This window comes from Corynebacterium minutissimum (assembly GCF_016889765.1).
In the GTDB taxonomy this organism is placed as follows: domain Bacteria; phylum Actinomycetota; class Actinomycetes; order Mycobacteriales; family Mycobacteriaceae; genus Corynebacterium; species Corynebacterium minutissimum_B.
In genome coordinates, this window is the sequence record NZ_CP069533.1 from 1,511,943 (window position 1) to 1,524,703 (window position 12,761).

Annotated in this window: 12 protein-coding genes; 9 read left to right on the forward strand and 3 right to left on the reverse strand. The window is 64.0% G+C overall.

Translation table 11 applies throughout. The features are described 5' to 3' along the window. Positions 1-86 precede the first annotated feature (86 nt). The 7 genes from ssd to I6J26_RS07025 are packed head-to-tail and all read left to right on the forward strand — an operon-like array spanning position 87 to position 4,426. Entirely contained in the window at positions 87-1,106 is a 1,020-nt protein-coding gene (ssd, locus tag I6J26_RS06995; protein WP_115021041.1) for a septum site-determining protein Ssd, read from the forward strand. Beyond that, a complete protein-coding gene (locus tag I6J26_RS07000) occupies positions 1,103-2,239 on the forward strand; it encodes a TadA family conjugal transfer-associated ATPase (protein WP_115021042.1) in 1,137 nt (378 codons plus the stop codon). The genes ssd and I6J26_RS07000 overlap by 4 nt, the downstream gene beginning before the upstream one ends. After that, entirely contained in the window at positions 2,236-2,985 is a 750-nt protein-coding gene (locus tag I6J26_RS07005; protein ID WP_115021043.1) for a type II secretion system F family protein, read from the forward strand. The genes I6J26_RS07000 and I6J26_RS07005 overlap by 4 nt, the downstream gene beginning before the upstream one ends. Further along, on the forward strand, positions 2,982-3,536 hold the full coding sequence (locus tag I6J26_RS07010; RefSeq protein ID WP_115021044.1) for a type II secretion system F family protein: 555 nt from the start codon (positions 2,982-2,984) through the stop codon (positions 3,534-3,536). Before I6J26_RS07005 ends, I6J26_RS07010 begins: the two co-directional genes overlap by 4 nt. A 37-nt stretch (positions 3,537-3,573) precedes the next feature. Continuing rightward, positions 3,574-3,762: a DUF4244 domain-containing protein gene (locus I6J26_RS07015; protein ID WP_070669696.1), complete on the forward strand. Its 189-nt coding sequence runs from the start codon at positions 3,574-3,576 to the stop codon at positions 3,760-3,762. Beyond that, positions 3,762-4,085, forward strand: a complete 324-nt coding sequence (locus I6J26_RS07020; RefSeq protein ID WP_115021045.1) for a hypothetical protein — start codon at positions 3,762-3,764, stop codon at positions 4,083-4,085. The genes I6J26_RS07015 and I6J26_RS07020 overlap by 1 nt, the downstream gene beginning before the upstream one ends. After that, positions 4,082-4,426 (forward strand): Rv3654c family TadE-like protein, encoded by a 345-nt coding sequence (locus tag I6J26_RS07025; RefSeq protein ID WP_115021046.1) that lies wholly within the window; start codon positions 4,082-4,084, stop codon positions 4,424-4,426. The genes I6J26_RS07020 and I6J26_RS07025 overlap by 4 nt, the downstream gene beginning before the upstream one ends. A 16-nt stretch (positions 4,427-4,442) precedes the next feature. Here the strand turns inward: I6J26_RS07025 and I6J26_RS07030 are convergent, their stop codons facing one another. Further along, positions 4,443-6,800 (reverse strand): DEAD/DEAH box helicase, encoded by a 2,358-nt coding sequence (locus tag I6J26_RS07030; protein ID WP_181815421.1) that lies wholly within the window; start codon positions 6,798-6,800, stop codon positions 4,443-4,445. Between the two features lie 106 nt (positions 6,801-6,906). On the opposite strand from I6J26_RS07030, the gene I6J26_RS07035 reads away from it, so the two are divergent. After that, the gene (locus I6J26_RS07035; protein ID WP_115021048.1) at positions 6,907-7,110 is read left to right on the forward strand and encodes a cold-shock protein; all 204 of its coding nucleotides are present in this window, start codon (positions 6,907-6,909) and stop codon (positions 7,108-7,110) included. On the opposite strand, the gene I6J26_RS07040 is transcribed toward I6J26_RS07035, so the two are convergent. Continuing rightward, on the reverse strand, positions 7,107-7,700 hold the full coding sequence (locus tag I6J26_RS07040) for a DedA family protein (RefSeq protein WP_395858311.1): 594 nt from the start codon (positions 7,698-7,700) through the stop codon (positions 7,107-7,109). The genes I6J26_RS07035 and I6J26_RS07040 overlap by 4 nt on opposite strands. Before the next feature lie 200 nt (positions 7,701-7,900). On the opposite strand from I6J26_RS07040, the gene topA reads away from it, so the two are divergent. Next, positions 7,901-10,831, forward strand: coding sequence for a type I DNA topoisomerase (topA, locus tag I6J26_RS07045; protein ID WP_115021049.1), 2,931 nt, complete (start codon positions 7,901-7,903; stop codon positions 10,829-10,831). 533 nt (positions 10,832-11,364) lie between these two features. On the opposite strand, the gene I6J26_RS07050 is transcribed toward topA, so the two are convergent. Further along, positions 11,365-12,756, reverse strand: coding sequence for a DUF418 domain-containing protein (locus I6J26_RS07050; RefSeq protein WP_115021050.1), 1,392 nt, complete (start codon positions 12,754-12,756; stop codon positions 11,365-11,367). Positions 12,757-12,761: the final 5 nt, after the last annotated feature.

The following is a 12,761-nucleotide window of genomic DNA, read 5'->3' on the forward strand; positions in this document are numbered from 1 at the left end:
CCGAAAAGTGCAGTTCTGGCAAGAGTTATCCACAGGTGGCGAAGTGACCCTAGCGCCCGTGTGGTGCGCTCGAGCATGCTTCAGGCATGAGCACATTCCACCTTCTCATCGCCGTTGGAGATTCGGCCTTGCGAGCCGAAGCGGCCTCCACCGCTGCGGCCAGTACCGCTGAGGTCAGCACCGTTGAGGACCCGCGTGATTTCCCGCGCTACCTGCCCAAAGTAAATGCGGTGCTGGCGGATTCGCTGACCGCAGGCCTCGTGGAGGGCCACCCGCGGGTCTACTTTTTGACACCCGACCCAGGGCCCATCGACTACGAAGCGGCACTGCGCTGCCATGCTGCTGCGGCATTTATCCTTCCTGCGCAATCCAAGGAACTGTTAGCGGCCCTTGCCGCTGATACCCACCCCGAGACACAGGCGGCTGCCGCGGGGCTGACCATTGCGGTGACCGGATCTGCTGGTGGGGTGGGTGCTTCCACGCTGGCGGCAGCGTTGGCGCGGCATGCCAAGGCGGCACTGCTTGTCGATGCTTCGCCCTTGTCCGGTGGTCTCGACCTCCTGTTGGGAATGGAGAATAAACCCGGCGCGCGGTGGCCAGACCTTGCAGCAGGAACGGGAACGGTGGACCCGGGTGACCTCGCTCGTGCTTTGCCCACCACGTCAGATGGCATCGCGGTGCTTGCAGCAGCACGTACCACCAGCGCTGGTGCCACCACGCTTAGCGCAACAAGGCGTGCGGCGATACTGCAGGCAGCCTGCGCGCACCCAGGAGTCGTCGTGGTGGATTGCCCGCCGTGGGATATTCCGGATGCCGCAGACCACGTCGTCGTGGTGACCGCGGCAGAGGTGCGGGCGGCTGCTGCGTGTGCGGAAGTTATTGCTGAACTGCGGGCACGGCCGCAGGATTGCTCTGTGGTGCTGCGCCATAGGCAGTGGTCGGGGATTGATGAGGGGGACGTCGCCAAGCTCACGCACGCTGACCCCGTCGCACAGCTGCCGACAGTGCGCGGTCTAACCCGCGCGGTGGAAACTGGCGGACTCCCGCAGCGTCTTCCGCGCCCGCTCGCCCGTGCCGCGCGGGATATTTGGGAGGCGGTGGCATGAGTCTTATCGATACGATGCGCACCATCGTGGCTACGGAGCCACAGCTAGCGCATGATGCGTCGGCGTTGGCCCGGCGGATTAGGGAAGAAGCCGGCGTCATTAGTGATGTCGACGTGTTCGACCTCTTGCAGCGCCTTCGCCACGATTCCTTGGGGTTGGGATTACTGGAGCCGGTGCTGTCGCTGCCGGGGCTTACCGACGTCGTCGTGAACGGCCCCGACTCCTGCTTCGTGGACTGCGGCCACGGATTGCAGCCCAAGGAGGTCGGTTTTAGCGATGACGCAGAGGTACGTCAGCTCGCAACACGGCTGGCAGCTGTTGCCGGCGTGCGGCTTGATGATGCACAGCCGTTTGCTGATGGCCGCCTTACGCGCCCCGATGGCACCCGTATTCGCCTTCATGCGCTGTTGGCGCCGCCCTCAGCAAGCGGGACGTGCATCAGCCTGCGCGTGCTGCGCCAAGCCCAGACGAGCCTGGCACAACTGGTGGCCAACGGCAGCATTGACTCGGGGGTGGAGGGGCTGCTGCGGGGGATCGTCGATAAGCGTGCGTCTTTCCTCGTCACCGGCGGAACCGGTTCGGGCAAGACGACGTTGCTCGCGGCACTTTTGGGCTGCGTGCCGGCGACCGAGCGTCTGCTCATTATTGAGGACACTCCCGAGCTAGCGCCGGCGCATCCGCATGTGGTGACCTTGGTGTCGCGCCGGGCTAATGCGGAAGGCCGGGGTGAGATCTCGATGTCGCTCCTGTTGCGCCAGGCGCTGCGCATGCGTCCAGACCGCATTGTGGTCGGCGAGATCCGCGGCGCGGAGGTAGTCGAGCTGCTCGCTGCACTCAATACCGGACACGATGGTGGCGCCGGTACGGTCCATGCCAATTCCGTCGATGAGGTACCTGCGCGCATGGAAGCGTTAGCGGCGCTTGGTGGGTTGGACCGGGTGGCCCTGCATTCGCAGTTGGCTGCCGCGGTGCACGTGGTGCTGGGTATGGAGCGCGGCCCCGCGGGACGGCGCTTGGCTCACATCGGTGTGCTCGAGGGCAACCCCGTAAAGCCCCGGCTGGTGTGGACCGCTGATGACGGTCCGCGTTCCGGGTTCGACGAGCTGTGTGCGCGGATGGGAGTTCAGCCATGATGTGGCTTTATCTCGCCGCTGCATGCCTGTTGTCCCCACCCAGGGCGGCGTCGCGCCTGTCAGCGCCGAAGGCGCGGTCAGTGACGCCTGCCGTGCTCTTCCTCGGCGTGGGATGCTGCGTCTTCTTCGGCAGGCCCACCGTAGTGATAGCTGCCGGCTGCATCCTAGCCTGTGCGCTGTGGTTCTTAAATGATCTCGCCTCCGCCCGACGTGAGCGCCGTGGTGCTGAGGCCCTCGCCTCCTATTTCGGCACGCTTGCCGCGGAGCTACGCGCTGGTTCCACCACTGCGAATGCCTTGCGCCGTGGTACGGATTCGTTACCCGACACCACACCGGAAAACCTCCGCGGTGCGCTGAGCACCGCAGCTGGCCTCGCCGCACAGGGCGGGTCGCCGTCGGTTGCTCTCACCACGCCGGAACTGTCCCGCTTCGCTGCGTTGTTAAACGTCTCCGGCCGCCATGGCGTGGCATTGGCTGACCTAGTGGAACAGGCACAAAGTCAGCTCGATACAGCCCGGCGTCATGCACGGGAAACCGCTGCTTCCTTGCAGGGTCCACAGGCCACGGCAGTGGTCCTGGCGTGTCTTCCGGTAGCCGGGATTCTCATGGGCGGGGCTATGGGGGCGGATTCGCTTGGGTTCCTGGTGGGCGGTGGTGTGGGCGGCGTGCTTCTCGACGTCGGCGTGGCCCTCGTCTGCGCCGGTTTTTGCTGGTCACGCCTCATCCTGCGAAAGGCTGCGCAATGACTCCGACAACCTATGTCGCCACCGCACTTCTCGCCGCAGCATTGGCTGTTGCTCGTGCCTCTCCCGCGGGCCGCGTGGGGGTGGGAGGGACACGCACACCCCGGCCGAAAACCCCGCGCGATGGACCTGACTATGGTCCGCTCGATGCCGCGAGCGACCTAGAGCTTTTTGCCGCTTGCTTGGAAGCAGGCCTCTCTCCGCGCACGGCTGTCGTGGCGGTGGCCGATGCTTCCTCCGTGTGGTCAGAGGCAGCCGCGCTCATTGGTGTGGGCGTCCCTATGAGCAGCGCCTGGCAGGTTTTAGCCGCACAGGAATGCTTGGTGGATCTCGTGCGGCTGGCGAAGCTCTCAGGTGACTCCGGCACAGCCATGGCTTCTGGATGCCACCGCGTGGCGACACAGCTGCGCGCCGACGCTGCGGCGCAGGCAACCGCGAAGGCGGAGCGCGCTGGCGTGTTCATCGCCGCGCCGCTCGCCGTCTGTTTCTTACCCGCTTTCCTGGTCTTAGGACTGGTGCCCGTCATCATCAGTCTGGGCCAGCAACTTCTTTAAAGCCACAACAAAAACGACACGAAAGATAGGTACAATCATGCAGAAAACACTCGATAACAAGGCGAAACTCCTTAATGAGGACGGGATGTCAACGATTGAGTACGCCATGGGTTCACTCGCGGCAGCTGCCCTTGCCGCGGTGCTCTACGCCGTGATCAACGGCGGCCAAGTGAGCAGCGCTATCACGTCCATCATCACCGACGCGCTTTCCAATACTCCGGTCTAATGCAGATGCTTGACGACGCCGGCTCGGTCACCATCGAGGCCGCCCTCGCTCTCGCCTCGCTCGTCATCGTGGCCGCGGGAATTGTAGGCGGTATAGCGACGCTTTCTGCTCACCTCGCTGCCGTTGATGCGGCGGGTGCCGCTGCGCGATCTGCTGCAATTGGGGTGGATTACCAGCGTGAGGGAGTTGCGGTCACCATTACTGAATCCTCCGGCCTGGTTACGGCGCATGCAGCCGTCCCAGCGCCTTTGGGAACGATGCGCGCGCAGGCGGTCTTTCCTGCGGAGATCGGAGCGGGTAGAGACTCAGGAGCGCGACCGTGAGGCGTCGTCAACGCAGCTGGGGGCGAACTCTGGCCGGTGACGACGGCTATGCCACCGTCGTCACCGCCGGGATCATCGCCGCTGTCGCCTCGCTGCTGTTGGCTGTAGCAGCAGTCGGTTCTGCCGTTGCTGCACGCCACGCAGCGCAGGTAGCGGCCGATCTTGCCGCCGTGGCCGGGGCCTGGGATCTGGCCAAGGGCAGGGACGCCTGCTCGAAAGCTGAGGAGGTTGCCGCTTTAAACAACGCGCGTCTTGACTCCTGTGCCGTTGATGACCGCGACGTTGAAGTCACCGCGCTGATACGCGGCCGCAGTGCCATCGCCCGTGCTGGCCCAATCTAAGAAGCTGCAGCTCCGCTTATTTCGTCATGGTGACCAGCGCGCCGAGGAGGGCCACGGCACCGGCCTTATCCAGCGGGTTGTTGCCGTTTCCGCACTTGGGGGATTGCACGCAGGACGGGCAGCCGGACTCGCAGGGACAGGAGCGCACGGCTTCAAAAGTAGCCTCGATCCACTCGGGGAAGCGGCGGAATCCCTCCTCGGCGAAGCCGGCACCGCCGGGGTGGCCGTCGTAGACGAAGACCGTGGGCAGGCCCGTATCCGCATGTTGTGCGGTGGACACGCCGCCAATGTCCCAGCGGTCACACGTGGCAATGAGCGGCAGCAAGCCAATGGCGGCATGCTCGGCTGCATGCAAAGTGCCCGGTGTGCGTCCCGCGGTGACTCCCATCGCTGCGAGTGCCAGCGGATCGATGGTGTAGGCCACCGCGCGGGTCACCAGGCGCTGCTCTGGAAGGTCGAGGGGAACGTCCTCACCCACGGAGCCATCGGGAAGCCTGACCTGGTAGCCGGTTACCTTGTCGGTCACCTCCACCTCCAAGCTTGCCACCCATAGGCCCGGCGCGTAGTTCACGAGCTCGTCGGCCTCGCGGAGGATACGGATATCCGTCGTGGACTTCGGCTGGGTGGTGTAGTCCGGTGTCTTCGGCACGGCCAGGGCCACGCCCGGCTCAGGGGACGCAGAACCATCAGCACTACCAAGTTGTAGGTCCTCGATGACGAAGCTTTCGCCGCGATGCAGGTAGACCGCGCCGGGGTGAACTTGGCTCACGGCGCGGGCGGCGTCGATGGTGCCGAGGAGGCGGCCGTCGGAGGCATCGACAATCATGACCTCTTCGCCTGACCCGCCGCGCAGGGAGACAGCCGCGTGGGCGGTTTCCGGGGTAAGGTCAGCCGAGCCGGCAGGTAGGGGAGTAGCAAACCAGCCCTGGGGGCGTCGGCGCAACAGGCCCTGCTGCGCTAGGTCCTCGACCACGGCTTCGGCCCGGAAAGCAGCAACGTCGGCATCGGATAGTGGCTTTTCCACCGCCGCGCAATAGACGTGTCCGCCAAGGATATAGGGGTTAGCCGGGTTAAACACGCTCGCTTCGACTGGCCGTCCCAACAGGGCCTCTGGGTGATGTACGAGGTAGGTGTCCATCGGCTCATCGCGGGCAACGAGTACGACGAGTGAGCCCTGTCCGCGGCGGCCCGCGCGTCCGGCCTGTTGCCAGAAGCTCGCCACTGTACCGGGGAAGCCAGCTGTGACCACGGCATCAAGCCCGCCGACATCGATGCCAAGCTCCAGCGCAGATGTCGTGGCCACACCAAGGAGGGAGCCGTCGTCGAGGGCTTGTTCCAGTGCGCGACGGTCCTCAGCTAAGTAACCAGCACGGTAGGCGGCAATACGCCGCGCGAAATCCGGGCGGCCCAGCCTGCCGGAGAGCTCCTCCGCTGCCCGTAACGCCGTGGCTTCCGCCGCGCGTCGCGAGCGAACAAACGTCAACGTTCGCGCTCCCTGCGCCACTAACGCGGCCATCATCCACGCAGCTTCCGTGGTGGCAGCACGACGCACCGGTGCGCCGTGCTGCCCCTCGACGCCCTCCATAAACCCGGGCTCCCACAAGGCCACGGTCCGCGCACCCGTCGGCGCGCCGTCCTCAGTGACAGCGAGCATGTCCCGCCCCGTCAGCCGCAGCGCGTGGGCGGCGGGATCCCGCATGGTGGCCGAGGCGGCAATAATCACCGGTTGCGAGCCATAATGTGCGCACAGGCGCATAAGCCGGCGCACGACCAGTGCCACGTTCGCCCCAAACACGCCGCGGTACGCATGTGCTTCATCGATGACGATGAACCTTAGATGCCGCAGCACCCGCGCCCAGCGTTGATGCGCGCCCAACAGGGAGGAATGAATCATGTCCGGATTAGAGAAAATGAACCGCGCGTGGTCACGGATGCCGGCGCGTGCCTCGGTGGGGGTATCGCCGTCGTAGGGGGCGGGGTGGACGTCGTGAAGCGCGGCGATACCCTGCGTGAGCTCCAGCACCGCACGCAACTGGTCCGAGCCCAGCGCCTTCGTCGGCGTGATGTACAGCGCGCAGGCAGTAGGGTCCTGCGCCAGGCGGGTGAGAATGGGCAGGCGGTAGCCTAGGGACTTTCCCGAACTCGTGCCCGTGGCCACCACCACGTCTTTGCCAGACCACGCGGCCTCTGCCACGGCGACCTGGTGAGCATAGAGCTTGGCGACGCCCCTCCTGTCCAACTCCGCCCGCAACTCCGGCAGGACCCACTCGGGCCACGGTGCATAGTGGGCTGGCTGGGCTGGCAGCGTCGTGGAGTGCGTCAGCTCGGATTCGGCGAAGCGCTCGACCAGGTGCTCGACGAGCTCCTCGCCCATAGGGTTTTCATTCACGCTCGCCTCCACATTTCTGCCATGTATTCCCAAAACGTGGCACACTAGTGCAACAGATTGAGCATTGTATATCCGCAAAGGACAACTCTTCATGGCATACGGTACCGTCAAGTTCTTCAACGCCGAAAAAGGTTATGGATTCATCGAGCAGGAGGACGGCTCCGGCGATCTCTTCGTGCACTACACCGAAATCCAGGGCACGGGTTTCCGTACGTTGGAAGATAACCAGCGCGTTTCCTTTGAGGTCAGCGAAGGCCCCAAAGGGCCGCAGGCCACCCATGTCGAGACGGTCTAGGGAGTTTCCGCGTAGCCGCGGCGGGTATCCCACCATTCCGTGAGCTTGTTCTGGCCTTTTTGCAGGCCAAAGCCAATGATGACCGCGGCGATGATGGAAATGATCATGGCGATGGCCGGCGAGCCCGAAAAAGCCACACCGCCCAAGTAGCCAATGGCTAGCGCCTGAATTACCCATAGCAGCACGCCGATGGTGTCGAAGAAGAAAAACAGCGGCCAGGGGTAGCGCATGGAGCCCAGCAGGATCGTCATGAACAGGCGGGCTGAGGGGATAAAACGCGCAATGATGATGGCCGCACCACCGCTGCGTCGAATGTTGCGCTTGACCCACGTTAAGGCGTCGTAGGCCTTGGTGCCTTTTTGGGCTCTATTAATAAGGGCAATGAGCCGCGTGCCTAAAAGGAAGCACAAATTATCGCCCAAGATGGCGGCCACCATGGCGGTGAAAAACATCGTGGGCAGGTGCGGGAAACCTTGCGAGCCGGACCAGGCGCCCACCATGTTGAGGGGGATTTCTGAGGGCAGCACAGGGAAGAAGCAGTCGAAGAAAATCAGGGTGCCCACCAGCGGATAAATCCACTGGGTGGCCATGATGACCTCGAACCATGCGGTAATAGAAGCAATCACGTCTTCTCCCTGCGTCACGCTGTAGGGGCCTTTCTCAGACGGCAAGTATAGACCCCTCACGTGTGGACGCACAGCGGCCCGAATAACTACAGTGAGCCTTTATCTGTGTACGCTAGGGGCAATTGCCCAGCAGAGGGTTAGCCATCGGAAGGGATGAAGCAGAAGTGGCAGAAGGTACCGGCCCGGGGAAGACCCTGGTCATCGTCGAGTCAGCAACCAAGGCGAAGAAGATTCAGCCTTATCTCGGCGATAAGTACATCGTCGAGGCCTCCGTCGGTCACATCCGCGACCTTCCGCGCGGCGCTGCCGACGTCCCCGCTAAGTACAAGAAGGAATCCTGGGCGCGCCTTGGTGTGAACCCGGAGGATAACTTCACCCCGCTGTATGTCATCAGCCAAGACAAAAAGAAGAAGGTCGCTGACCTTAAAGCCAAGCTGAAGCAGTGCGATCAGCTCTACCTCGCAACAGACCCCGACCGCGAAGGCGAGGCCATTGCCTGGCACCTGCTGGAAGTGCTCAAGCCGAAGGTGCCGGTGCGCCGCATGGTCTTCAACGAGATCACCAAGTCCGCCATTCTGGAGGCCGCGGAGAACACGCGTGAGCTCGACGCCGATCTTATCGACGCCCAGGAGACCCGCCGTATCCTCGACCGTCTCTACGGCTACGAGGTCTCCCCGGTGCTGTGGAAAAAAGTCATGCCGCGCCTGTCTGCCGGCCGCGTGCAGTCGGTGGCAACCCGCGTCATCGTCGAGCGCGAACGTGAGCGTATGGCGTTTATCCCGGCTGAGTACTGGGATCTCACGGCAACGCTGAAATCCACGCCGGACTTCGATGCCCGTCTGAGTGCCCTCGACGGCAAGCGTGTCGCCGCTGGCCGTGACTTCAACGATAAGGGTGAGCTGAAGGGCGACGAGGTGGTCGTCGTCAAGCAGGCCCAGGCGGAGCAGCTGGCCAGCGCGCTTGAAGGCTCCACCATGACGGTGGCCAGCGTCGAGCACAAGCCTTATTCGCGCAAACCTTCCGCACCGTTTATGACCTCGACGCTGCAGCAGGAGGCCGGCCGCCGCCTGCACTACACCTCGGAGCGCACCATGCGCATTGCGCAGCGTCTCTACGAGAACGGTCACATTACTTATATGCGTACCGACTCGACCTCCCTGTCCAAGCAGGGCTTGGGCGCTGCCCGTGAGGCGGCAACGTCCATTTTCGGTGCCGAGTTCGTGGCCGATGGCCCGCGTACCTATGACCGCAAGGTGAAGAACTCGCAGGAGGCCCACGAGGCCATCCGCCCCGCTGGTGAGCGTTTCGCAACCCCGGGCCAGCTGGCAGGGCAGCTCGACGCCGAGGAGTACAAGCTCTACGAGCTGATTTGGAAGCGCACCGTGGCATCCCAGATGGCTGATGCCAAGGGCACGTCCATGAAGGTCACCGTGCAGGCATCTGCCGATGGCCACGACGTGGACTTCTCCGCTACCGGTCGCACGATTACCTTCCCAGGCTTCCTCAAGGCCTATGAGGATGTGGCGGCGAAGGGTTCAAACGAGGAGTCGCGCCTGCCGCACCTCAACGAGGGCGATACGCTCACGACGTCCGCCGTTACTGCCGACGGCCACTCCACCAACCCGCCGGCGCGCTATACCGAAGCTAGCCTGGTGAAGAAGATGGAGGACCTGGGCATTGGGCGCCCGTCGACGTACGCCTCCATCATCAAGACCATCCAGGACCGTGGCTACGTGCTCTCCCGCGGCAACGCGCTGGTTCCTTCGTGGGTTGCCTTCGCCGTGGTGGGCCTGCTGGAGAATAACTTCACCGAGCTGGTGGACTATGACTTCACCTCCTCCATGGAGGACGAGCTGGACTCCATTGCCGCCGGCCGTGAGAACGGCACGGAGTGGCTGAACAACTTCTACTTTGGCAACACTGAAGCAGGTGAGCAGAAGGCTGCGTCCATTGCGCGCCATGGTGGTCTGAAGTCCTTGGTGGACATTAACCTGGAGGCTATCGACGCCCGCCAGGTCAACTCCCTGCGCCTCTACACCGACGTCGAGGGGCGCGATGTCTTCGTGCGCGTGGGCCGCTACGGTCCCTACATCGAGCGCGCCGTGGGCACCAATGAGGACGGCACGGTGGAGTACCAGCGCGCCAACCTGTCTGAAACCGTCACCCCGGATGAACTCAATGAGGCTTTGGCGGAGAAGCTCTTTGCCACCCCGCAGGGCGGGCGCGAGCTGGGGCAGAACCCGGAGAATGGCCGCACCATCGTGGCCAAGGAAGGCCGTTTCGGCCCGTACGTGACCGAGCAGGTGCGTGACGACGAGCGCGAAAAAGCCGAGGCCGAAGCCGAGGAGATCGTTAAAGAAGAGCGCGCCGCCGAGGACGCCCAGCGCGCTGCCGAGGGCAAGCGCGCGAAGAATTGGGAGACTAAGACCGCGGCGAAGCAGAAGGAAAAGCGCATCGCTGAGTACATTGAGGAGAAGCTCAAGCCAGGCACGGCCTCGCTCTTTGCTTCGATGGAGCCGTCCAGCGTCACCCTCGAGGAAGCCCTCAAGCTGCTGAGCCTCCCGCGTGAGGTGGGCGTGGACCCGTCGGATGGCGAGGTCATCACCGCACAGAACGGCCGCTACGGCCCGTACCTGAAGAAGGGCAAGGACTCGCGGTCTTTGGCCAACGAGGATCAGATTTTCTCCATCACCTTGGATGAGGCGCGCCGCATCTACGCGGAGCCGAAGCGCCGCGGCCGTGCAGCTGCGCAGCCACCGATTAAGCAGCTGGGTGACAACGATGTCTCCGGCAAGCCGATGACGGTCAAGGACGGTCGCTTTGGCCCGTACGTCACCGACGGCACTACGAATGCTTCGCTGCGCCGTGGCGACGATCCGGAGCAGCTTACCGACGCCCGCGCCAACGAGCTCCTCTCCGAGCGCCGCGCCAAGGAAGCCGCTAACGGCGGTGCGAAGAAGACGACCAAGAAAGCCGCCAAGAAATCGACGAAGAAGGCCACCAAGAAGTCGACGCGCAAGGCAACCAAGAAGGCCACGAAGAAGCCCTCCCCAGGCACGAAGAACGTGGTCAAGGCCGGATCGCGCAGGAAGTAGCTAGGCCATGAAGACCAGCTTCGCGCGCGACATGCTGGACCGTACCCAGGAAGGCACCGTCGCCCTCCTGCGCGCGGTGGGCCCAGCCTTTGCCGGCCGCGATCACTTCACGCTCGGCGCGCTCGCTGCGGGGGAGACCGCCGCATGGTCGGGCCTGTTTACCTGGCGCACGCTGGGCACCGCGACGACGATTGCGGCCCCTGTGGCCTTGGCCCTGCGCCCCGACTGCTCACCAGAGACCCGCGTCGGGCTCACCGCTGCTGCCGTGGGCCAAGCCGCCAAGCGTGGTAAACCAACGACGTTTGGTGTGACGTGCGTGAGCGTGCAATACGCGGCGTTTGCCTGGCAGTTGCGCGGTGCGCGCAACGACGCGACGGGGTGGGGCGTGCGTGCGGGCGCGTGGGCGGCTGGCATCTCGCTAGCTCGTACTCGGAGCGAACGCCTTGCCACAGCTGTCGCTGGAATCCCAGCGGCTGCGCTCTCCGCGCTAGCCGGTGACCCGGCCCTGCGTGCTGCCGAATCTACGCAGGGCATCAGCCACGGCGCCAATCTTCTTCTGGCCTCTGAGGCTGCGACGGTGGCGGGAACGCGTGCGGCGCAGCTCCCTGCTGCGGGAACGGCTGTGGGAAAGCTCCTGGCTGCGGGCCAGTCGGCGGCCCAGACGGTAGGCCTGGTGCTGCTGGTGGATGGGCTGGCGCGGAAGGCACAGGGTTAGGCACAGCCCCCAACTCTGGGCGCATCGTCTTGCCGTAGGACAAGCGACGGTGAACCCACTCGAAAGGACCGGGCTTGCCTGCGGCCTCAAGCGCGCAGGCGATAAGGAGCGTTGCTAGCCACACGCCGGCGGCCAGCGCTGCCTGGCCCGTGGCACTGAACTCCGGTCCAATGTTCAGCGTGAAGGGGTAGACCAGCGCCAGGAAAAACACGGACTGCAGCACGTAGCCGGTCATGGAACGCTTGCCCAGCGCGATGAGCGGCCACAGGAACCACGGGCGCGCGCCACGGCGCTGTAGGGGTTCCAAGGCGAGCGTCGTCGCCGCCACGATGCCCGGCCCGGTGAGCATACCGATGCAGCTATTCGCCGCGTTGAGGGGCCCACCCAGCGCCGGATCAATGAATCCGCTGGCGGCCAAGCCCCAAGGCAGACCGATGAAGAGAATGATGGCCGCGGTAATCGCCGTCCAAATCCAAAGCTCGCGGCGGTGTCCGCCCGCCAGTGTGCCGCGGCGCGCCCACACGAAGCCCACGAGCATCACCGGTAGAACCATGAATCCGGTGAAGGGCAGCGAGAAAAGTTGAGCGACCACCATAAAGGCTTGTTCGCCTAGCAGTTCCCAGTAGCTTTGTGCGGAGGAAAAAGCGCCGACATCAATCTTCGACGTATCAATGAACGCGGTGCCTATCCCCATGCCGATACCGCTCAATACTGTGAGCCCGAAGAGCACGTAGGCCACAATCATGAGGACTCTATCGGAGAGGGAAAGTACGAGCGCGATGAGAATACCCATCATTCCGTACAACATCATGATGTCTCCCATAAACAGGAAGAGGCAATGCAGAGCTCCGAACAGAGCCAAGAACCCGTAGCGCTTTGCAATCACCGTCCGCGCGCGGCCCAGCGGGAAACCTCGGCGCCACAGGCTCATCGCGATAAGTCCCACGCCGAAGCCCAAAAGCGTGGAGAACATAGGCAGGCCACGCACGTGGACGAACATGGCGGCAAAGACCACATAAATCTTGTCCGCGAGGGTCTCGACGCCGCCAAAGTAGGCGTCAGGCCCCTCACCGCTGGTGGAGATCCACCCAGTGGTGATGTTGGCTAGAGCAATGCCCAGAAGGGCCATGCCGCGGGCGACATCAGGGACAAGGAGGCGAGGACTCGAGGCCTGGCGTGGTAGGTGGGGCTGGTGCGACTGATGGGGCATGGCTC

Bases quoted from the DNA above. Each gene is read 5' to 3' on its own strand.
- ssd (WP_115021041.1), top strand. From the start codon at position 87: ATGAGCACATTCCACCTTCTCATCGCCGTTGGAGATTCGGCCTTGCGA.
- I6J26_RS07000 (WP_115021042.1), top strand. From the start codon at position 1,103: ATGAGTCTTATCGATACGATGCGCACCATCGTGGCTACGGAGCCACAG.
- I6J26_RS07005 (WP_115021043.1), top strand. From the start codon at position 2,236: ATGATGTGGCTTTATCTCGCCGCTGCATGCCTGTTGTCCCCACCCAGG.
- I6J26_RS07010 (WP_115021044.1), top strand. From the start codon at position 2,982: ATGACTCCGACAACCTATGTCGCCACCGCACTTCTCGCCGCAGCATTG.
- I6J26_RS07015 (WP_070669696.1), top strand. From the start codon at position 3,574: ATGCAGAAAACACTCGATAACAAGGCGAAACTCCTTAATGAGGACGGG.
- I6J26_RS07020 (WP_115021045.1), top strand. From the start codon at position 3,762: ATGCAGATGCTTGACGACGCCGGCTCGGTCACCATCGAGGCCGCCCTC.
- I6J26_RS07030 (WP_181815421.1), bottom strand. From the start codon at position 6,800: ATGGGCGAGGAGCTCGTCGAGCACCTGGTCGAGCGCTTCGCCGAATCC.
- I6J26_RS07035 (WP_115021048.1), top strand. From the start codon at position 6,907: ATGGCATACGGTACCGTCAAGTTCTTCAACGCCGAAAAAGGTTATGGA.
- I6J26_RS07040 (WP_395858311.1), bottom strand. From the start codon at position 7,700: ATGGCCACCCAGTGGATTTATCCGCTGGTGGGCACCCTGATTTTCTTC.
- I6J26_RS07050 (WP_115021050.1), bottom strand. From the start codon at position 12,756: ATGCCCCATCAGTCGCACCAGCCCCACCTACCACGCCAGGCCTCGAGT.